Source organism: Micromonospora sp. WMMD712, from assembly GCF_029581295.1.
Classification (GTDB): Bacteria; Actinomycetota; Actinomycetes; order Mycobacteriales; family Micromonosporaceae; genus Micromonospora; species Micromonospora carbonacea.
In genome coordinates this window covers 2,080,378-2,100,552 of record NZ_CP120743.1, presented here as the reverse complement: position 1 = coordinate 2,100,552, position 20,175 = coordinate 2,080,378, and the positions used below count along the sequence as shown (strand labels likewise).

General features: G+C 70.9%; 18 protein-coding genes. 10 read left to right on the top strand and 8 right to left on the bottom strand.

The features are described from left to right. Positions 1-9 precede the first annotated feature (9 nt). A complete protein-coding gene (locus O7633_RS08660; protein ID WP_282327249.1) occupies positions 10-1,356 on the bottom strand; it encodes a hypothetical protein in 1,347 nt (448 codons plus the stop codon). Between the two features lie 48 nt (positions 1,357-1,404). On the opposite strand from O7633_RS08660, the gene murD reads away from it, so the two are divergent. From murD to O7633_RS08625, 7 genes are all read left to right on the top strand, one after another. Continuing rightward, positions 1,405-2,754: a UDP-N-acetylmuramoyl-L-alanine--D-glutamate ligase gene (gene murD, locus O7633_RS08655; protein ID WP_282327248.1), complete on the top strand. Its 1,350-nt coding sequence runs from the start codon at positions 1,405-1,407 to the stop codon at positions 2,752-2,754. A gap of 79 nt (positions 2,755-2,833) precedes the next feature. Next, positions 2,834-3,613, top strand: a complete 780-nt coding sequence (locus tag O7633_RS08650; protein WP_282327247.1) for a protein phosphatase 2C domain-containing protein — start codon at positions 2,834-2,836, stop codon at positions 3,611-3,613. Between the two features lie 170 nt (positions 3,614-3,783). Next, the gene (locus O7633_RS08645) at positions 3,784-4,164 is read left to right on the top strand and encodes a hypothetical protein (protein ID WP_282327246.1); all 381 of its coding nucleotides are present in this window, start codon (positions 3,784-3,786) and stop codon (positions 4,162-4,164) included. 60 nt (positions 4,165-4,224) lie between these two features. Beyond that, the gene (locus O7633_RS08640; protein ID WP_282327245.1) at positions 4,225-5,238 is read left to right on the top strand and encodes a UDP-N-acetylmuramate dehydrogenase; all 1,014 of its coding nucleotides are present in this window, start codon (positions 4,225-4,227) and stop codon (positions 5,236-5,238) included. A 346-nt stretch (positions 5,239-5,584) separates the two neighbouring features. Next, a complete protein-coding gene (locus tag O7633_RS08635; protein ID WP_282327244.1) occupies positions 5,585-5,932 on the top strand; it encodes a CATRA system-associated protein in 348 nt (115 codons plus the stop codon). Next, complete coding sequence (locus O7633_RS08630) at positions 5,842-7,389, top strand: CATRA conflict system CASPASE/TPR repeat-associated protein (protein ID WP_282327243.1); 1,548 nt, start codon at positions 5,842-5,844, stop codon at positions 7,387-7,389. Before O7633_RS08635 ends, O7633_RS08630 begins: the two co-directional genes overlap by 91 nt. A gap of 40 nt (positions 7,390-7,429) precedes the next feature. Beyond that, complete coding sequence (locus O7633_RS08625; protein WP_282327242.1) at positions 7,430-8,812, top strand: hypothetical protein; 1,383 nt, start codon at positions 7,430-7,432, stop codon at positions 8,810-8,812. Here O7633_RS08625 and O7633_RS08620 read toward each other — a convergent pair. Genes O7633_RS08620 through O7633_RS08610 form a run of 3 tightly spaced genes read right to left on the bottom strand, consistent with a single transcriptional unit; the run spans position 8,805 to position 13,113 of the window. Beyond that, a complete protein-coding gene (locus tag O7633_RS08620; protein ID WP_282327241.1) occupies positions 8,805-11,114 on the bottom strand; it encodes a CHAT domain-containing protein in 2,310 nt (769 codons plus the stop codon). The two genes, O7633_RS08625 and O7633_RS08620, sit on opposite strands and share 8 nt — an antisense overlap. Then, on the bottom strand, positions 11,111-12,271 hold the full coding sequence (locus O7633_RS08615) for a VWA domain-containing protein (protein ID WP_282327239.1): 1,161 nt from the start codon (positions 12,269-12,271) through the stop codon (positions 11,111-11,113). The genes O7633_RS08620 and O7633_RS08615 overlap by 4 nt, the downstream gene beginning before the upstream one ends. Further along, the gene (locus O7633_RS08610; RefSeq protein ID WP_282327237.1) at positions 12,268-13,113 is read right to left on the bottom strand and encodes a MoxR family ATPase; all 846 of its coding nucleotides are present in this window, start codon (positions 13,111-13,113) and stop codon (positions 12,268-12,270) included. The genes O7633_RS08615 and O7633_RS08610 overlap by 4 nt, the downstream gene beginning before the upstream one ends. 336 nt (positions 13,114-13,449) lie before the next feature. Here O7633_RS08610 and O7633_RS08605 point away from each other — a divergent pair, with 336 nt between their 5' ends. After that, positions 13,450-14,433 (top strand): hypothetical protein, encoded by a 984-nt coding sequence (locus O7633_RS08605; RefSeq protein WP_282327235.1) that lies wholly within the window; start codon positions 13,450-13,452, stop codon positions 14,431-14,433. Next, positions 14,430-15,428, top strand: coding sequence for a hypothetical protein (locus O7633_RS08600; RefSeq protein WP_282327233.1), 999 nt, complete (start codon positions 14,430-14,432; stop codon positions 15,426-15,428). The genes O7633_RS08605 and O7633_RS08600 overlap by 4 nt, the downstream gene beginning before the upstream one ends. A 182-nt stretch (positions 15,429-15,610) precedes the next feature. On the opposite strand, the gene O7633_RS08595 is transcribed toward O7633_RS08600, so the two are convergent. The 3 genes from O7633_RS08595 to O7633_RS08585 form a co-directional block, all read right to left on the bottom strand. Beyond that, positions 15,611-16,168, bottom strand: coding sequence for a DUF6114 domain-containing protein (locus O7633_RS08595; protein WP_282327231.1), 558 nt, complete (start codon positions 16,166-16,168; stop codon positions 15,611-15,613). A gap of 25 nt (positions 16,169-16,193) precedes the next feature. Then, entirely contained in the window at positions 16,194-16,823 is a 630-nt protein-coding gene (locus O7633_RS08590; RefSeq protein ID WP_074474272.1) for a DUF6230 family protein, read from the bottom strand. A gap of 234 nt (positions 16,824-17,057) precedes the next feature. Continuing rightward, complete coding sequence (locus O7633_RS08585) at positions 17,058-17,870, bottom strand: TetR/AcrR family transcriptional regulator (protein WP_278127852.1); 813 nt, start codon at positions 17,868-17,870, stop codon at positions 17,058-17,060. Positions 17,871-18,344: 474 nt separating this feature from the next. Between O7633_RS08585 and O7633_RS08580 the strand changes: the two genes are divergently transcribed. Next, entirely contained in the window at positions 18,345-19,016 is a 672-nt protein-coding gene (locus tag O7633_RS08580) for a Tat pathway signal sequence domain protein (protein WP_278127851.1), read from the top strand. A gap of 69 nt (positions 19,017-19,085) precedes the next feature. Here O7633_RS08580 and O7633_RS08575 read toward each other — a convergent pair whose 3' ends face one another. Further along, positions 19,086-20,129, bottom strand: a complete 1,044-nt coding sequence (locus O7633_RS08575; RefSeq protein WP_282328497.1) for a hypothetical protein — start codon at positions 20,127-20,129, stop codon at positions 19,086-19,088. Positions 20,130-20,175 lie beyond the last annotated feature (46 nt).

Sequence of the window (20,175 nt, the reverse complement as noted above, 5' to 3'; positions counted from 1 at the left end):
CCGCCCGGCTCAGCCGGGCGAGAGGGCCTTCGCGTAGGCGGGCGGGACGAAGTGCGGGCCGCCGGGGGTGAAGACGTCCGAGGCGGCCGCCGCCGACCAGGCCGTCTCCGGCACCGCGTCGACCAGGGCGCGCACGACCGGCGCGTCGCGCCACTGCTCCTGCTCGGCGAGGATGCTCAACGCCACCACCGACTCCTCGACCTCGCCGACGCACTCGAACGGCTTGTGCCCGTCCACGCCGAGCAGCTCCCGGTAGCCGGGGAGCTGGGACCCGTCGGCCAGCAGGTCGCCGCCGAAGATCCGCACGACCCGCTCGCGCGGCATGAACGGCGCCATGGCCAGGAAGACGAACCGGCACTTCGGGCAGTCGCGGCACCAGCGTTCGCTCGCGTCGCGCAGCTTGAACGCGGCGTTGCAGCTCGTCACCACGTCGTCGTACCTGTCGATCTCGGCGAAGAGCCGGGCGATGTGCAGCTCGGACAGCGGGCGCAGCAGCGAGAAGTACGGCTCGGTGAGCCCGGCGTGCTCGGCCAGCGCCGCCCGCAGCAGTCCTTCGGCCTCCACGCCCTTGGACCACTGGTGGTTGATCTCGTGGCCGTTCCAGACCAGGTTCGGGTCGGACGCGGAGCGCTCGTTGGACATCACCACCGGGCCGAGCCCGTTGAGCACGGCCGTGGCGACCGCGATCAGCGAGTTGATGGCGGTGACCGGGATGTGCCCGTTGCGGGCCCCGGCGGCGTTGAGGTCGAACAGCACCGGGTCGATGCGCCGCCGGGCCGCGAGGGCGGCCAGCCCCGACGCCTCGTTGACCGCGACGATGACGTGGTTCGGGTTGACCGAGAACGGCACCGGGTCGAGGCCGGCGCGGCGCAGCGCCTCCAGGCTGACGATGGAGTCCTTGCCGCCGCCGACGGCCGACAGGGGGCGCAGGTCGGAGTTGTCGTACGCGCGCGCGGGCGGCACCGAGCCCGCCGGGACCTCGGGGACCAGCTCCAGCACGTGCGGGAGCTGGTTGCGGTAGGCGTACTCGGCGAGGCCCTTGGTGTAGACGGCCGTGACCAGCGCGGCGGCGGCCCCGCCCAGCGGCGTCGGCAGCACCAGCCGGCGGGGCGCGGCGGTCTTGTAGTAGCTGACGCCGGCGACCACGTGCAGCAGCTCCAGGACCCGGCCGAGGGTGGCCACCGTGGCGTCGGAGGGCGGCTGCGCGGGCAGCGGGAGGGTGATCGCCTCGGTGAACCGCTGCTCGCCGCCGGGGCCGGTGAGGGCGTAGTCGAACAACGCCTCGCCGGTGGCGAGGTCGATCGAGTAGGACGGGAAGGTGAAGGCGTCCATCCGCCGGAGCTGCTCGTTGGGCACACGCCATACTAGGCCGGAGCGGCTGGCAACCGAGTGAGGAGAACCTAGGTGCACCTGTCTGACCTGCGCGGACGCTCTGTGGCGATCTGGGGTACGGGACGTGAGGGTGTGGCCGTCGCCAGGGCCGTCGTCGCGCACGGCCCGGCTCGTCTCGTCGCCGTGGACGACCGGACCAACTTCCTGTCCCTGCCGTGGGAGGGCGCGTTGGCGCAAACGGCCCCGCTGGTCACCGGCGAGGAAGGGCTCTCTGCGCTCACCGCCGCCGATGTGGTGGTCCGTTCACCCGGAGTGCCGCAGACCCATCCGTGGATGATCGAACTCCGGCGCCGCGGAGTTCTCGTGACGCAGGGCACAGCCTTGTGGATGGCCGATCACGCCAACCGCACTATCGGGGTGACCGGAAGCAAGGGCAAGAGCACCACCTCCAGCTTGATCAGCCATCTGCTCACCGCCGTGCAGCGGCCAAACGTGTTCGGCGGTAACATCGGCGTGCCGACCCTGGATCTGCCCGAGGCGGAGCTGTACGTGCTGGAGCTCTCCAGCTACCAGTGCAGTGACCTGACTGACTCGCCGCGGGTCGCCGTGATCACTGCGCTGTTCCCGGAGCACCTGGACGCACACGGTGGCGAGCGGGATTACTACCGGGACAAGCTGAACCTACTCGCGCACGGTCCGCGCGCGGTGGTCGTCAACGGGGCGGATCCGCGGCTAGCCGTGGAACTGGGCGACCGAGCCGCAGTGCGGGCTGGTTCACCGGAAGCCACCCACGTGGCCACTGGCCCGGACGGTGCACCCTGGTTCCACCTGCGTGATACACCGTTGTTCCCGCGTGCGGCGCTGTCGCTGGTCGGCCGGCACAACGAGGGCAACCTATGCGTTGCTCTCGCCGTGCTCGACGTGCTTGGCGTTGACGTCGCGCAGTGCAGGGACACCCTGGCCGCGGCGGTCGCGGAGTTCGCCGGACTCGCCCATCGGCTCACCGAGATCCCCGACCCATCCGGGCTCACCTTCGTCGATGACACGCTCGCCACCAGCCCCTACGCAGCCATGCATGCCATCGACGCGTACGACGGGAAGCCGTTGACCGTGATCGTCGGCGGCAACGACCGGGGGGTGGACTACACCCCGCTGCGCGACCACCTGGCAGAGCGGGAGATCGCCGTGATCGGCATCCCGGACAGCGGTCCCCGGATCGTCCAGACGCTGGACGGGCTGCCCGGGGTGCGGTGTGAGATCGTCGACGATCTGACGGCCGCCGTACGGCAGGCGCGGAAGATCACCCCGACTGGCGGCGTCGTACTGTTGTCACCGGCCGCGCCCAGCTATGGTCGTTTCCGTAACTACGAGCACCGCTCGGAGGCGTTCCGCGAGGCCATCGCGGAGACCCTGGTCGGCTGACCGGTCAATGGGCCGCCGACCCTTCGACAGTAGCCGGGGCGCTTGGCAACCGGTTGCGCGGCACGGGTGAGGAACGGCCTTGGACTTCGCTTTCGCCACCGCGCCCGGATCGGAGCGGCCGAACGAGGACCACGTCGTCGTGTCTGCCGGTCAGGCGATCGTGCTGGACGGGGTCACCCAACTGCCCGGTCTCGACACCGGCTGTGTCCACAACCCTGCCTGGCTCGTGCGGGAGCTGGGCGACTGCCTGGCCCGCGCGTTGGCCGCCGGGCCCACGACGTCGTTGCAGCTGATCCTGGCCGCAGCCATCGACGAGTTGCGCACCCGGCACGCGGGCCGCTGCGACCTGTCGAACCCGCACAGCCCATCGTCCACCGTCGCCATCGTGCGGTCGCGGGGTGAGCAGGTGGATTATCTGGTGTTGTGCGACTCGTCGGTGGTCTACGAGAACGCGGACGGCGTCACCGTCGTTCGTGACGACCGCACGGACACCCTGCCGGCGTACGACCGGCACACCGTGGGTCGGCTCCGTAACCGGCCGGGTGGCTTCTGGGTGGCGTCGACCGATCCGGCAGCGGCGGCCGAGGCCGTGACCGGCAGCGTGGCGTGCTCCGGGCTGCGCCGGCTGTTGCTGTGCACCGACGGGATTTCGCGGCTGACCGAGTTCTTCAAGCTCGCATGGACCGATGTGTTCGGGATCGCCGAGCGGTCAGGTCCGCATGCCGTCATCGACGCCGTTCGGCGGTACGAGACCGACCAGCCGGATCTGCTGGCGCGCGTGGGACGCGGCCCGGTCAAACGGCATGACGACGCGACACTCGCCGTGCTGCGCCGCCGAACCGCCGATCGCCACAGGTGACGGAATCCCGACGATGCTGTTGCCCGGACAGGTAGGTGACGGTTCAATACTGCCGTTCTCACCACGGGAAGACCATCACACGAGCCACCCGCACCGATTCCATGAGCGATCCTTTCTGAAAGTCGTGGCATCGGGAGCGTCGGGGGCCGGTTCGACGGGATGTGCCAGCTGTGATCGAAGATTCGGGCAGTCCGATATCCCCTGACGACCTGTACCGGGTGGCGGCCCTGGATGCCAAACTACTGCAGGACAGGATTCTGGCGGCGGCTGGCAGCGCGATCGACGTCAGCGACGGTCGGGTGGCAGCCCAGGCGCTCGCGGAGGCCCTTCTCTCCGTGGTCCAGGACTACCTCGCGCGAACCTCGGAGGAGTACGACGTGGAGTTGTTCTTCGAGGTGAACGGCCGGCGACCAGATGACATCACGTCATGGCCGGTGAACATTCTGGCGGGCCTCCGACACCGGCGGACTCCGGCGGCCGATCGTCACGCGATATGTGAGAGCGCCGTCCAGATTGCGGCCCGGCGGCTCCGCTCATCGCCAGGGGCCTGACGGCCGATTGCCCGTGAGGATGTCGTCAGCCTCGCTGGAGTCGATCAGTAGGCTGGCGCGGTGACAACCACGTTTGCTGACCTGACCACGATGCGGGTCGGCGGTCCGATCCAGCGTCTGTGCGTTCCGGCGACGACCCCCGATGCGGTGGAGCTGCTGCGCCAGAGCAGCGCCGCCGGTGATCCCCTGCTCGTCATGGGAGGTGGGTCGAACCTGGTGGTGGGCGACGTCGGCTGGGACGGAACCGTCATCAGGATGGCGACCTCCGAGTTTGGCATCGACGGAGAGCTGCTGACCGCCGCTGCCGGCGTGGAGTGGGATCGGGTGGTCGAGACCGCCGTCGACGAAGGGCTCTCCGGCCTGGAGGCACTCTCCGGCATCCCGGGTCTGGTGGGAGGCACTCCCGTGCAGAACGTCGGCGCGTTCGGCACCGTGACCTCGGACGTGCTGGATTCGCTGACCGTCTACGACCGGCAGACCGGGCGTGTCGAGCGGTGGACGCCGGACCGCTGCGGATTCGGCAGCCACCGGCAGTCCGTCTTCAAACACAGTGACCGGTGGGTCGTCCTGGAGGTGACGTATCGCCTGCGCCGAAGCGGCCAGTCGCGGCCGATCGAGTACGCGGAACTCGCCAGGAGGCTGGACATCGAGGTCGGTGGTACGGCGGCCCCGGCCGACGTACGCGAGGCGGTGCTCGCCCTGCGTCGCAGCCGGGCCATGGTTCTCGACCCGGAGGACCACGACACCTGGAGCGTCGGATCCTTCTTCATCAACCCCGTCCTCGCCAAGGTGCCGGAGAGCGTCCGAGATTGTCCCCGGTATCCAGATGTCAAGGGCACCAAGTTGCCGGCGGCGTGGTTGATCGAGCGGGCCGGTTTTCCCCGCGGGTACGGTCTGCAGTGGGGAGACGGCACGGTGGCGCTGTCTAGTCGACACGCGCTCGCGGTGACCAATCGCGGTGGTGCCACCACCTCGAATGTCATGAAGTTCGCGGCGCACATCCGAGCGGGCGTCGAAGCGCGCTTCGGTATCCGGCTGGGGCCCGAATGCGATCTCGTCAACTGCTCCTTCTGACCCCTCGATCGCTCCCTTCGCAAGAGCGGAGGCGCATCCCGCCGGCCGTTGTCGGTTAGCCGACAACGGGTGTGCGGATGATGCGAATGGCGGGCTTCTGGCGGTTGTGGCGGCCGTGGGAATCCCATCCATGTCTGCCCGCTATTCGCGCCTTGCCGGGGCGGACGCCGTTTGGCCTGGGCCTATGGGTGTCGGCCCGGTAGGTGACGGCAGGCCCGCCGGAATCGTCGGAGGTTGCTCGTCCGAGTTCGGTGGACGAATGGTGATCCGTGGGCAGCCGTTCCGATGTCTATGCGCCTCCGACGGGCGACTTCTGTCTTTGTCTCGTCCGCTATCGTGAGTGCCGATGAACGACTTCGGTGCGCCTGAGATGGCGGAGATACTCCAATATGCCATCGATGCTGTGAACGCTGTCCGCCGGTCCGCCCTGACACCGGAGAACTGGGAGGAATTCGGCCACTACCTGTCGCTGATGGATTCGGCCCTCGACCGTGACGACCTGGCCGAGATTCAGCGTTGCCGACAAGAGGTCGAGGCGCTTCAACCTCTGCAGTCGAACAAAACGGTGGAACTCCCCGAGGTGCAGAAGACGAGGCAACCATCGTGGATCAGAGCGCAGTCCGAGCATCTGACCGGGCGCATGGCACAGGCCAAGGCGGAGCAGACGCCGCCGGCTACGGATCCGCGCCGGTAGGGCTGCACGCGTACGCGCTGCACGTCTACACCTACTTCGACGGCATCCGGCACAGCGAGGTCGCCGAAAGGATCACCGCTGCCTGCAGGACGGTCGGCATGGTGGAGCGCGGCAATGTGCCGTTCGTGGGCACCGGCGGCATCCGGACCACGCAACTTCTCTCTGCCCCACGAGAGGGAATCTGGCAGGCGCTGCGCTACGCGTCCCCACGGCTCGATGCCTTCCTGGTCTGCCTGTCGCCGGAGGACGGCTCGGCGGACTGGCCGAAACTCGATCGGGAATGGCGCCGGGCGATGGGTCCGGGGGCGGACGAGGACTGCATCGGCCGGGTGCGGCTGTTCTACGCGCTGTATGACGGCGACGCCGGGGCGGATCAGCTCGCGACCGTCGTGGCGGCCGTGCTGCCGGCCGGGTTGGAGGTCCGGCCGACAGCCCCTACCGAGCCGCGCCCCGGCTTCTACCTGTGGGAGCTTGCCGAGTCCGACGACGACCGGCTGGAACGGACCGTCGTGCTGGTGGCGCCCACGGCTCAGGAGGCCGTCAGCGACGCCTGGGTGTGGCCGACCGAGGGGGACCTTAGGCCACTGCCCGGCTACCTCTGGCAGATGGCCAAGGCGCGCCACGAGGCCCGCCGGTTTGCGGAGCACCGTTCGCAGGACGGATCGGCCAGGTTGTACGAGCTGGCATCGCGCTTCGAGCGCTATGAGCAGACCGATCCGGAACCGGGCCGGAATCGGGAGCGGATGCTCCGGCGCCTCCAACGGGAGACGGCGCTGGCCGCCGCCGGTGAGGCTCGGCTCCGCGCGATGTGTCGGACGATCGAGGCCGCGGCCCACGAAGCCCGGATCTGGTTGGAGTACTGGGCCGAGGACATGCCGGTGCATGACAAATCCGGCTGGGTCGAGGGCTTGGGCGGGCCGGTCGGAAGAGACCAGGAGTACGTCGCCTGGCTGGCCACCGAGGTCAACGATGCCGCGGAGCTGGGGCGGAACACGGTGGCCTACGCCCAACCCATGGCCCAGATCGGTTCGGTCGACATCGAGCAGCGGCTCCGCGAGATCGGCGAGCGCAGTGAGTCCCGGACCGCGTTGTACACCTCGGTGATCGCGTCGGTCAGCCTGCTGTTGGCGGCGGTGCAGTCGCTCAACTACGAACCACCGATGTACGCCTCGCTGCGGTCCCCGCTCGTCGCCTCGGTGGCCGCCGGTGGGCTGTTCCTGTCGCTGGCCGCGGCGCTCCGCTCGACAACCCGGCTCCGGCGGCGGATCTGGGTCGGCTTCGCCGCCGCCGGGTTCGCCGCGTCGGTGACCTGGTCCGTCGGGACCTGGCTGGTCCGTTGGCAGACCGCGCAACTGCCTTCTGCCCCGGTCAGCATCGCCGCGTCGGCCGCCGCCGCCGCGGTGACGTTCGGCGCCTGGCTCGGATGGCGGGCCAGGAGATCACGACACGAGCTGTGACGACCTGTCTCGACCATTGCCGCCAACCGGAGGAGTGTCTGTGAACGTCATGAACGCCGCGCGTCTCGAGGAGCTATGCCTCGCCCTTCGTCGACTAAGGACCGCGTGCGACGACAAACTCGTCAGCGCCATCGAGGCCGATGTCGCGGCCTACGAGCGTGACCCGAAGCCCCAGTTGCCGCCTGACGACGTCGCCGAGCTGCTGCCGTTGATGGGCTGGCTGATGTACGAGGCGACCTGGGCGGCCGTGAGACTCATCCGGGACGGGTACCGGGAGCGCGGCGGCGTTACCCACGTGGAGGCTCGGGCGCACCACGAGCGGATCCTGCGCATCGCTCATGCCGCCCAGAAGCTGCCCTGGCCGGAGTACGCCCCCCGGGCTCTGGGGGCGCTCCGGGCCCTGGCGCTGGCGGAGTCGAAGGAGGACACGCGTGAGTCGTTCGATCGCGCGCGGTTCGCCCACCAGGAGGCGCGCAGGCGGCACACCGACCATCTCACGTACCACCGGAAGCCGACGTCTCCCCAGCTCGACTCGATCGAGCTCCATCTCGACGAGATCCTGCTCCAGTTGGACCTGGCCGAGACCGGCACCGCCTGCCGGATCGCCGAGCGGATGATCGATCGGTGGGCCGAGGAGTTCGCGGCCGGCAGTGAGGACGCAGACCGGCCGCACCGCGAGAAGCACGTTCAGCTGATCTTCAGCGACCTGTCGGAAGGTGCCACCCTGGGGGAGCAGGCCTTGGACGCGGCCGAGCGCGTCAAGAAGCACAATTTCGTCGACGAGCCGACGAAGGAGCGCCTCGCGCTGCCGACCAGCTTCGTCAACCCGGGGATCATGACCGCGCGGGCCGTCCTGCTCATGCTGGGGCTGTCCCCGGAGATGCAGCGGCTCGGCTACTTCCCGCTCGGTGACGACGACTCCTGGGACGACAGCCGAAGCAAGCTGCGCGCCCGCTTCGACGCGGCATACGAGTATGTGGAACGACCGATCACGAACAGCAAGGGCGAACCGCAGGAGTTGCGGGACGATCTCAAGCTCGCGGTCGTCCAGATCCGGCTGGCCGCCGCCCTGCTGATGCCGGGCCGCCGGCTGCGCAGCTCGCTGACGTTCGCGCCGTGCCTGTCGCACGAGGTTCTCGACGACGCTGCGGTGGAGGCCATGTCCGCCTGGTTGACCGAGACGATCGTCGACGGGAAGGGACAGGAACGGCAGCGCAGCATGTTCCGCGGATTCGGCGGTGCCCTCATGCCCAACTTCTTCGACGGTGTCGAGGCGTGCCGGGTGGCGTTCGGCGGCGCGCCGGGATACCGCGCATGGCGCGCACGCTGGTTCGTCCTCGACAAGTACGCCGACGAGCCGGGCCGGGCCGAGCGGGTGTCGGCCGTCGTCGGCCGGCCGGTGACTCGGAGCCGCCCTATCTGACGTACGCGTTGAACAGCGCCCAGTTGGCCACCCGCTCGTGCATGAAGGACAGCTGGGCGAGGCGGAGCGCATGGTCCAGGCGGATACCGGACTGCTGGACGAGCTGCACGAGCCGCGCGGCCATCCGGCCGGTCGGGAGGTTCGCCACCTTCTCGATCGCCGCCGCGACGCTTCGTCCGCCACCGGTCAGCACGGCCACGACCAGACCGACCGGCTCGGTGTCCTCCGCGTTGGTGACCGCGCCGACCTGGCAGGAGACCATCAGTGTCGACTCCGGCCAGTGCAGCGCCAGCGCGAACCCGGCGGACAGCCGGCCGGCGGTGTCGGTCTCCTCGGGGAGCGCCAGGTGTTGGTCGAGGCCGTGGCCGTGGCCGTGCGCCGTGATGTGGATCAGCCCGCAGTCCGTCCGGTCCCGCAGGAGCGCGCTGATGCGGGGGGATCCGGGCAGGTCGAGCTGCTGCCCGTCGAGTGTGCGGCGACTCAGCGGGACCCTCTCGTCCTCGGACAGTTCCAGGCCCCAGGCCCGAAGCTCCGATTCGATCGAGACGCCCTGCTCGGCCAGCGACACTAGCCGGATCAGCGCCGGGCCGGACACGGCGGGTGGCGGTGAATCAGACAGGCAGGTCAGCACCGGGGTCTGGGCGAGCACCGCCCGGCACACCAGTCGCGTTCCTGCGGTGTCGATCACCAGGGCCGCCCAGGGCAGCAGGCACAACTCCCGATGCGCCGACACCACCAACTCCAGCGGTTCCGCCAGGGTGGCGGCGGCGAGGCGGCGGCGCAGTTCGCCGGGCAGAACGGCGTCGCCCAGCTGGTGCCAGTCCGGGGAGCCGAGGTCGAGGTCGACCCTGTCCCCGGATTCTCGGCCGCGTCGGCCGTCGACGTAGTGGGTCAGAGCCGCCCCCGGGTCGAACGGCTCGAACATGACAACGCTGTCCGGGGCGGTCAGCGTGCGGAACCAGTTGGTCCGGCGGCCAAGCGTGTCCGGCAGGGCGGTGAAGTCCAGCGCGTGCCGGTCGCCGATCGCCCGGAGCAGCGCGGCCAGGCTCGTCGGAGTGGGCAGTGTCATCTCCGCGAGGATCGGGTTGACACGCTTCTCGATCTGCCGGTGCAGCTCAGCGAGCCTCTCTTCCTGCTCGTCCCGCAGCCGGCGTGCCGCATCCGCATCCGCGCCCTGCTCGCGCTGGTCGATTCGTTCGGCTCGGAGTACCTGGTCAACCAGACCTTGGAGCTGCGTCGGCAACAGGGACGCCTCGGCCCGCATCTGAGTGGCCAACCCGGTCTGCTTGGCCGCAAGGCACACCCGCAGTCCGAGCTCGGCGGCCTTGGGGCCGCGCAGTCTCGACGCCAGCAGCGCGATGTCGCCGTACACCCGTCGGAACGCCTCCGACAGGGGCGTGCGGGCCCGGGCGGCCACGCCCCACCGGCCGCGCACCCGCTCGGCGATGGCCAGTGCCTGCTCGGCAAGTCCGACCGCCTGTCCGCTTCCGTCCGCTGACAGCTCCGCCAGGGTCAGGGTCAGCGACAGCTCGTACACATCGTGTCGGATGTCGGCGATGCGGAACCCGGTCAGGTGGTCCAGTGCCTGGGTCATCCGGGTGACGGCGCGCCGGGTGTGGTCGGTCGCTCGATCGGCCAGCGCGAGGACGAAGCTGTGGCGGTGCCGGGTGGAGTAGTGCCGGGCCTCGGTCGACTCCCAGTAGGTCTGTGTCAACTCACCCAGCGCAGCGTGCACCTGACCGGCTTGGCCCAGTTCTAGCAGACTGGCACCGATCTCGAAGTCGAGGTCACCGGCGCGGGGTTCGGCACCGGTGCCGTAGAAGAACTCGCGGCGGTCCAGGGCTGCCGCCAGCGCCAGGGATTCCGCAGCCTGCCCTGCGGCCCGGAGGCTGCGTATCCGTCGGCACGTGATGGTGACGGCGGCCGAGCCGTCGCGCACCGTTCCATCGGTCGGGAGGAGTTCGGCGAGCGCGGCCTCGTACAGCCCCTCGATGTCCGGGGCCGAGGGCAGGGGGTGCCCCAGGTAGTCACAGAACCGCAGGATGGTGGCGGCGTTCGCGTAGCCGCCACTACGAAACGACCAGTCACGGTCGACATCCCCGGTCCACGGGCGATGGGTGGTTGCCATCACCATGTGGCGCTCGACGGCGTTCTGGAGCAGCTCCTGCTCGTTGTCGTACATTCGCGCGACGTGGTCGTCCTTCCGCACGATGGTCATTGCCTCTTCGGCGTCGAGCGCGAGCTGCAGCATGGTGTCGCGGGCCAGCGCGCGGGGCACGGTGTCGTCGAGGGCGTGGGTCACGTCGGAGCACTCCACTTCCTGAGTTCGCGGTGACGCCGGCAGCGCGGCCCACAGACGGGGCAGCCCAGCAGGCTAGCTAGTGAGCGCAGGGCCGCGGCGTCGGGCGTGGCGACCAGGGGGGCGTACGGCAGGCTGCCCAGCAGCGCCGGGGCGGACGGTGTGAAACCCGGCTCCCCGGCCATCGGGTTGGCCCAGACCACCCGGTGTGCCAATCGGGACAGCCGACTGACCTGTGCGACCAGGGGCGCCGGATCGCCCAACTCCCAGCCGTCGGAAATGATCACCAGGTTCGCCGACCGCACCATGCGGTGTCCGCCCCAGACCTGGCTGAAATCGGTGATCGTGGCCCTGAGCCGGGTCCCACCGTCCCAGTCCGAGTGGCGGGCGGCCAACGTGTGCATCGCCGCCTGCGGATCGGTTGACCGCAACTGCCGGGTGATCCGGTCGAGGCGGGTGCCGATCGTGAACACCTCGGTAGCCGTGGGCGCTGCGGCGACTGCGGCGTAGCCGAACCGCAGCAACAAGGCCCGGTAGGCACGCATGGAATAGCTGACGTCCACCAGGAGGACCAGGCGACGTCGAGCGTGGAGGCGCCGGTGGTACCACAGGTGGGCCGGCTCACCCGCGTAGCGCATCATCGTCCGCGCCGTCCGCGACACGTCGACGATCCGCCGCCCGCCGGTAGCGCGGCGCATCGTCCGGTGCAGCGGCACCGCCCTGATGAAGGCCTCCACGAACGACGCGACCTCGGCGCGATCGCTGTCGCTCAGCGTCCACGGTGGCACCGTCGCCAACCGTTCGGCGAACCCGGCCCGGGAAGTCGTCCCTTCGATGTCGGCGTCCTCGCCCTCGTCCTCTGGGGCGTCCGTCGGTTCACCGCTCTCCGCCGTGATCGGCAGCAGTGCGGGGCCGAGGGCGGTAGTCGGCCCGTTGCCGAACCAGGCGGCGAACGCGGCGTCGAAGGTCGGCAGATCCTCGTGCCGTGCACACAAGGCCAGCCGGGTGGCCCAGTAGACGTCCTCGGGGTCAAGCCGTTCGAACGCGCCGAGCGCGCGCAACGCGGTGGCCACCCGCGTGACCTCGACGTGGAGCCCGTCGGTGCGCAGCCGGTGGGCGAACCCCACCAGATCCATGATCGGGTCGGCGGCGGAGGTCACCGGGTGGACCGGAGGACGCCTCGGACGGCGTCCTCGTCCTCGTGCTGCTTGACCAGCACCCCGAGCGCGTCGTCGGCGGCCGCGGCGACGGTGCGGTGGCCGAGCGCGACCGCCGCGCGGGCGAAGGCGATCGACTCGGCGACGCCGGGGGGCCGGACCAGCGGAAGTTGCCGCAGCTGGGCCATGGCGGCCGCGATCTGCGGGGCTAGCGGGGTGTCCGCCACTTCCGGAACGTTCAGGCGGATGATTTCCGCCTCGTTTTCTCGGGTCGGATGGTCGATCCAGTGGTAGATGCACCGCCGCTTGAGGGCCCCGTGCACTTCCCGGGTGCCGTTCGAGGTGAGGACGACGAACGGCGGCTCCTCGATGACTATCTTCCCATAGTCGGGAATGCTCAGGGTGTGGCCTTCGAGGACTTCGAGCAGGAACGCCTCGAACTCGTCGTCGGCACGGTCGATCTCGTCGATGAGCAGCACCGACGGGTGCTGTTCCACGGCCTGCAGAATCGGCCGGGGGATCAGGAACTCCCTGCGGTAGATCGACGCGATGTCAAATGTACTGCGCAGGTGTAGCAGCTGGCGGGCAAAATCCCACTCGTAGAGGGCCTGGGAGCGGTCGATGCCGCTGTAGCACTGCAACCGGATCGGCTCGCTGCCCAGCATCAGGCCGACCTGCCTGGCCAGCGCCGTCTTACCCACGCCGGGATCGCCCTCAAGGAACAGCGGCAGCTTCAGCTTCCTGGCGAGGAAGATCGCGGCCGCGAGTCCGCGGTCGGCCAGGTAATTCAGCTTGGCGAGCTCATCCGCGATTCGTTCCGGGGTCGAGAAGGAAGCATTCGACATCGATCGAGATTCGGTCACATCCGTGTGTCTGTCGATCCTATGAACGGATGACCCGTGGTTACTGATCGACCGAGCGGACTGTCGTGCCCGGCCCGCCGACCTCGTGCGGTGCACCGTTCGACACGGCGTGCCAAGCGATGCCGACGGCACCTCTGCGCCTTTCGACCCAACCGAGTACGCGGTATCGGCAGCCCGATGAGTCCACTCTGACCGGCCATGATGTGATTCCTCGCCTCGGCTTCGGCGCGGACCGACGTACGTCATCTTCGTCTAGAGTGACGAGACGTGGTCGGAACTCCTCGGACCGGCACGCCACGAGCTCAGTGAAGGAGAATCATGGTCAGCTTCACTGCTGTCGCCCTTCCGACTTGCGAGTCGGTCTTTCGTCCGCAGGCGACGGTTGAGGAGATTCTCGGCTGGATCTCATCGCCGCCGATGCGTGCGCTGGTCGAGGAATACGGCGGCAGATTGCCGTCGGCGGACGTCCGCGAGCTTCTGGCCTGGCTCGACGCATTCTCCGACCGCCACTGGAACTTCCGCAAGCGGGGCAATGTGGAGCGTGACCAGGTGACGGCGCCGACGTTCGACCCGGCCAGGACAGCACTCGTGATCGCCGTGGCGACGGCGCTGGGTCTCGTGGACCCAACCGATCCGCCTCGGGCCACCTATGACCATCTGCTGGTCCTGGGCGGCCTCGGTCGGGCGTGTCTGCAACGTAGTGAGTATGCCGCCCGACTCGTTCGCGACGGTGTCGTCGAGGTCGGTGATGTGGCGGCGCTCGGCAGTTTCCGACCGTTGACCGAGGCGGAGAGCGCACTGCCCGGCCTGGCCGGCAGCCGGTTCGAGATGGACGCGATGGACTTCGGCGTGCGCAGCGCGTTCGAGCTCGCGGAGCCGGTGCGGTGCGAGTCGTCCGACGGGACCGTGACACACCGGTCCTGGCAGGTGCGAACGTACCAGGCCGCCGGCTCCCCGCCGGTGCACGTGCTCGCCGCGCCCTCCAGTGAACCGGAGCAGCGTCGCGCGAACACCCCCGACACGTACGAATTCTGGGCCCAGCGGTCCAGTCTCCGGTCGACGGATCGGATCCTGGTCGTCACCTCCCCGATCTACGTGCCGTTCCAGCACAGCGACGCGATCCGCATGCTGGCGGCGCGGTACGGATGCGGAATCGACACCATCGGCTTCGATCCGGCGCGGGCCACCCTGCCGCTCGCACCGGGTGCCACCAACCCCGACCGCTATCTCCAGGAGATTCGGTCCGGGATCCTGTCGATGCAGCGGTTGTGCGGAGCGCTGGCCGGGAGCCTGACCGCGTGACAGCGGCGGTCTTCCCCCCGGTGCCACTACCCACCGGCCCGGCGATCGGTGAGCAGATCGCGGCCGGCGCCGGGCCGGTCTTGCCCGACCGGGCCGGGCTCATCGACGGCATCGCCTCCTGGATCGACTCGTCGGCCATGACAGCTCTGCTGGGCGAGTTCGGTGGGTGGCCGCGGTCGACCGGCTCCCTTGCCGACCGGCTACGAGCGCTGGAGGAGTTCTCCGCAGCCTGTTGGGACTATCGAAAGGGGCAGTTGGAGCGCGATCAGGCCGTGGGGGAGAGCTTCACGGCCCTGACCGACGCGCGCATCCGGTCGGCCGCGAGGTCGCTGGGGCTGGCTGGTCGGGCGATGCCGCGAAACCGGCGGTTCGACCACGTCTTGGTGCTCGGCGGAGGTGTCCGCACGATGATGGCGCGTGCCCACCTGGCCGCTACGATCCTGCGCCAGGGCGTGCAGGCCACCTCGGTCGCCGGGTTGGGCAGCCTGCGGCCGATACCCGAGCAGAACGTGATCGCCGAGCAGTTCGGGCTGGGCGACGTGGCGACCGAGGGCGACGCGGTCGCCGCGGCCCTGCGGCATGCGTTCGGCGCGGCACCGGCGAGCGAGCAGCGTTCCGGTACGACCGAAGCCGGTCAGGGCTGGTGGGTACGGTCCCACGTGGACGTTCGGCCTCCGGTGCACGTGCTGGCTGCGCCATCGACCCGGCCGGGTCAGCGGGCCAACACGGCGGACACGCTGATCGGCTGGGCGGAACTGTTGCGGCCGGCGTCGGCCGGGGCGCGACTGCTGGTGGTGACCACCGACATCTTCGTTCCGTTCCAGCACTGTGACGCGGTCCGACTCCTGGGCCTGCCGTACGGCTGCGAGGTGGAGACGGTGGGCTTCGACAGCAGCGCGAGTCCCTGGGTTTCCCCGCCGTCGACCTCCGCCATCCTTCAGGAGATCCGGTCTGCCATCCGCTCGATGCAGGCGCTGTGCGAGGCGCTCGGCTGACGGATGGCGACGACGCTTGGCGCCCCCGACAGGCGGGGGACGGGTCGCGGACGCCTCGCCGGGGCGCGCCGAGCTATGGCCGGTTGCGCAACTTCGAGCACTGGTCCGAGGTCTTCGTCGAATGGACGCGGGATACCGCTTCCCACCCGGCCGTGGGATAACCGCGCAGGGCTGGAAGCGGGTCATGCCTGGTCGGTCATCCGCCGGCGCCGTCCGTCCCCGGCGTCGGGCGGTGTGCCGCGGTGAGGCGGCGACGAGGCCACCCATTCCGCCTGTGAAGGGGGACCTTTCCTGGTGCGGCATCTGCGTCGAGGGTCGAACCCTGGGCCGTCGGCCGGGCGGCGGCCCGCCCCGGCCGGCGTCCAGGCGAACGCGAGGCAGCCGCCGACCAGCGCGAGCAGCATCCCGACGAAGAAGCCGCCCAGGTTGGACGTGAGCCAGGAGACCAGAGCGAGCACCAGGGAGACCAGCGCGTAGAAGAGCCGCTGCGGCGGGTGGGCCAGCAGCAGCACGCCGCACAGCAGCAGGATGACCGGCACCAGGTAGCCGGCCAGCCCCTGCGGCCCGACGTGCAGGATCACCGGCAGCGGCGCGCGCAGGGTGGCGAGGATCTCGACGCCGCCGAGGGCGACGAGCAGGCCGCCCCAGAAGGGACGGCTGCGCCGCCAGGCCCGCCACCGCCCGGCCCCGCCGGAGGCCGACCTCCCGGCGGCCCGGGGCGTCGCGTCACCGTCAGCCATGGGCGTCGCGTCACCCTCGGTCATCTCAGCAGCCTTCGGAGGAGAAGCTCATCCGCAGGTTCGGCAGGGTGAACACCGCGGCCGTGGTGGCGTAGTTGTTCTGCCTCAGCCCCGTGATGGTCACCTTGTCGGCCTGCTGGCCGAAGACGCCCGGGTTGCCGCGCACCCCGGGGACCTTGTCCAGCGTGCTGGCGTCCTGGCCGATGTCGATCGACTGGAACGACGCGTTGCCGGAGATCTCGTCGGAGTCGACGACCATGGTGCGGGCGGTCACCGGCTTGCTGCCGGTGCCGGCGGTGAGCTTCATGTACATGCCGCCGAGGTTGATGCTCTGGCACAGGTTGGTCAGCTCGGCCCTGTCGATCGCCGAGACGAGCACGACGACCTGGCCGCCGGTGTCGCCCTGGTTGGGACTGTCCTCGATCATCTGGTCGAGCGTGGCGAACTGCTCGAACCCGGTCCCGTCGAGCTTGTCGGCGGTGACGACGAAGGGCATTCCGGAGATCGCGAACTGCGCGCCGAGCACTCCCTGCGCGGTGAGCAGCACCATTCCGGCGGCGCCTGCCCCGGCGACGGCCAGGCTGGCCGCGAACCGCCGCCAGCGCACGCCGCCGGAGGGCGGGACCGGCTCGGTGGATACGGTGTCGTCCGACATGACGGCTCCTCTTCGAGATCGATTCGTCCGCGCCGGTGCGGGGGCCGTGGCGCGGAGCGGGGCGATGATCTGAATTGGTTCGCGTACGGCGTGTCGAGTCCGTCGCAGAGCGAAGTTACCGCTGAGTAAAGGGCCGGTCAAGATTGATGCCCAATGGAGTCGGTCGATCTGCGAAAAATTGCCGATAGTGAGAAACCGCGACGGTTTCTGACCGCGCGGGAGCCGTCGGCGCGCTCAGCCGTCCCCCCGGGCGGGGCGCGCCGGGTCGACCGCGCAGGGGGCCGTGACGCCCGGGACGCCCGCGTCGGTCGCCCGCGCCGCCCGGCCGCCGGCCGTGGGGCCGAGGAACGGGGCGGTCATCGCGTACGTCAGGACCGGCAGCAGCCGGGGCAGCTCTGCCGTGCGGCCCTGGCTCACCCGCAGGCGCAGGGTGCCGTAGATGCCGGCGACCACCGTGGTCACCAGCAGGTCGTCCTCCTCGGCCGACAGCGGGGACCGGGGCCGGGCGGGCTGGAAGAACCGGTGGAACCGCGACAGCAGCAGGTCCCGCTCGGCGCGGGCCGCCGGGCCGGCGGCGTCGATCTCCACGAGCGCCATCCGGGCGAACGCGGGCACGCTCGCCAGCACCTCCAGCAGCATCCGCAGGGCGGCCCGGGCAGCGGCGGTCCAGTCCGGCCCCGCCCCGGCGTACGCGTCGTCCATCAGGCGCAGCAGGACCGCCGTGCCGTGCCGGTAGGTGGCCAGGAAGGCGTCCTCCTTGCCGGCGAAGAGCGCGTAGAAGGCGGGGCGGGTCACGCCGGCCGCGCCGCAGATGTCGGTGACCCGGGCGTTGTCGTAGCCCTTGGCCGCCACCTCGTGCACGAGCCCGTCGAAGAGCCGGTCGCGCTGGGTCGCCGCGACCTCCTCGGCCGACTGGCGGCGCGGGCCGCGCTTGATCGCCCGCTCGGGGTCGCGCCCGGGCCGGGCCCCCGGCAGGGGCGGGGCGGCGGGCTCGGCCGACGGGGGTGCGGACCCGGTTGCCGGGTGGGGCGCCGGCGACATTGACATCGACCTCCATGAATCGACGATTGACTTTGCGACCCTCCGGGGTTTATAACTTCACCACGTTGGGTTCCGGTCGGGTCACTGATGGTCATCTTCGCCGGATGGCCGCACCGAGCAGCGCCGAAGGAGGGCTCGATGGTCGCCATTATCGCCGACCGCGCGGGTGCCCCCAAGGCCGGAAGGGTGCGGGTGACGCGGCTGCGCCGCAGTGCCCCACCCGGCGCCGGCCGCTGACCGGCCGGATCCCGAGGGTCGCCCCGCCGGGCCACCGGTGACCGACCCGCACACCCCGCCCCGCCGCCGCCCGGCGGCACCCGTCCCCCGCCGCCGCCGACCGTCCACCGGCGGCGGGCCCACGGCCACGGCGTGTCTCCGTGGCCACCTCCGCGGCCGCCCGGCCGCGCCCGGCCCGCCGGGCGCGGCGACCCGCCGGTCCGGCCGCCGCCGTCGCACCACCACCCGTCGAAAGGACCCACCATGCCCAGGTACGGACGCGCCGCCGTCGGCCTCGCCGCCGTCGCGCTGCTCGGCTCCCTCGTCGCGGCGGCCCCCGCCTCCGCCGCCGGCCCGGCCGCCCTCGCCAACACGGTGCTCACCACCGGCAGCGCCGGCGGGACCGCCGTCGCGGTGGGCGACACCCTCCAGGCCAGCCTCAAGACCGGGACCACCGCCAACTTCTACTCGTCGGCCACCGGCACGACCGGCGTCAAGTGCGCCGCGTCCACCTTCACCGCCAAGGCGGTCACCAACCCGGTCGCCCCGGGCACCGCCACCGAGAGCCTCACCGGGCAGACCTTCACCAGCTGCACCAGCAACGTGGTCGGCACCCTCGGGGTCAACAGCGTGACGGTCGACAACCTGCCCTACGCCGTCACCGTCACCAGCGCCGGCGCGGTCACCCTCACCGGGTCGATCCAGAGCACCGTCTCGCTGCGCACCCTGCTGGGCAACGTCACCTGCGTCTACAAGGCCAACGGCGGCGTCGTGCGGGGGACGGCGTCCAACGCCACCACCTCCATCGCCTTCGTCAACCAGCCGTTCACCAAGTCCTCCGGGCCGGGCACCTGCTTCTCCTCGGCGTACTTCAGCGCGACGTACGCCCCCGTCCGGGACACCACCCAGGGCGGCGCGACGGTCTACGTGAACTGACCCCGCGCCGGCCCGGCCGGCGGCCGATCTCCCCGTCGGACGCCGGCCGGGCCCTCGGTCGCCGGCCGCTCAGCGGGCCGCTCGACCGGTCGTGACGGCGGCGTGCAGGGCCCGCATCGACCGGATCGCCGAGCGGATCTCCTGGAGGTAGCGCCCCGGCGTCGGGGCCGGCTCGGGCAGCCGCGCCAGGCCGGGCAGGGCCGGGTCGACGCCGACGGTCTCGATCCCGCACCCGTACGGCACGGCGAGCGTGCGCAACGCGTCGCAGTGCTGGAACGGTACGTAGACCGGCGCGGTGACCACCAGCACCGGATCGCCCGGCGCGAGCCGGACGTGCTCGGCCCAGAACCGCTGCGTGTCGGCGGTGTGCGCCCGCCGCCGCCCGGGATCGCCGGACGGGGCGGCGAGCACCCGCACCGGGGGCGACTCCGCCGGCCGCCAGGTGCGCGAGGACCAGGACCGGTGCGGGTCCCCGGCGTCCACGCCGTCCGCCTCGGCCGGCCCGGCCACCCCGAAGGCGAGCCGGACCGCCGCGTCGAGGGCGTCCACCTCGGTGTCGCCGGCCGTGACGCCCGCGTCGGCCAGTGTCCGGCGCTCCGCCACCGACAGCGGTCGGAAACTGCCCAGCACGGCCACCTCGCCGGCCACCGCCGTGCCCGAGCGCACCAGGTGCGCGGCGTACGCCACCCGGCGTAGGCAGGCGTGCGCGAGCCCGCCGAGGACGACCAGGTGCGCGTACGCCCGGCGGGCCGGCGGGACCGGGCGGACCAGGCCCAGCGCGGACGCCGCGGCGAGCACCTGCCCCGCCGTGCGGGGATCGAACGCGGGCTCGGCGGCCTCGGGGCGTTCCCGGCCGCCCCGGAAGTCCCAGTGCCGGGCGGAGAAGTCGTCCAGCCAGGCCAGCGCCGCCGCCAGATCGCCGGAGAGCGGGTCGCCGGAGAGCGGGTCGCGGGCAAGCCGGTCGCCGGAGGCCGGATCGCCCGGGGGCGCGTCGCCGCCGAACCGTGCGACGAGGCCGCGCAGCGGCGGCGAGGTCACCCAGGCGTGCAGCCCGGCGACGATCCGGGCCGGGGGAGCACCCGCCGCCCCGTCGGGCAGCGGCACGTCCCGCATGATCCGCACGCTGCGGATCGTACCGTGCGGATCACGTCGCCTCCGG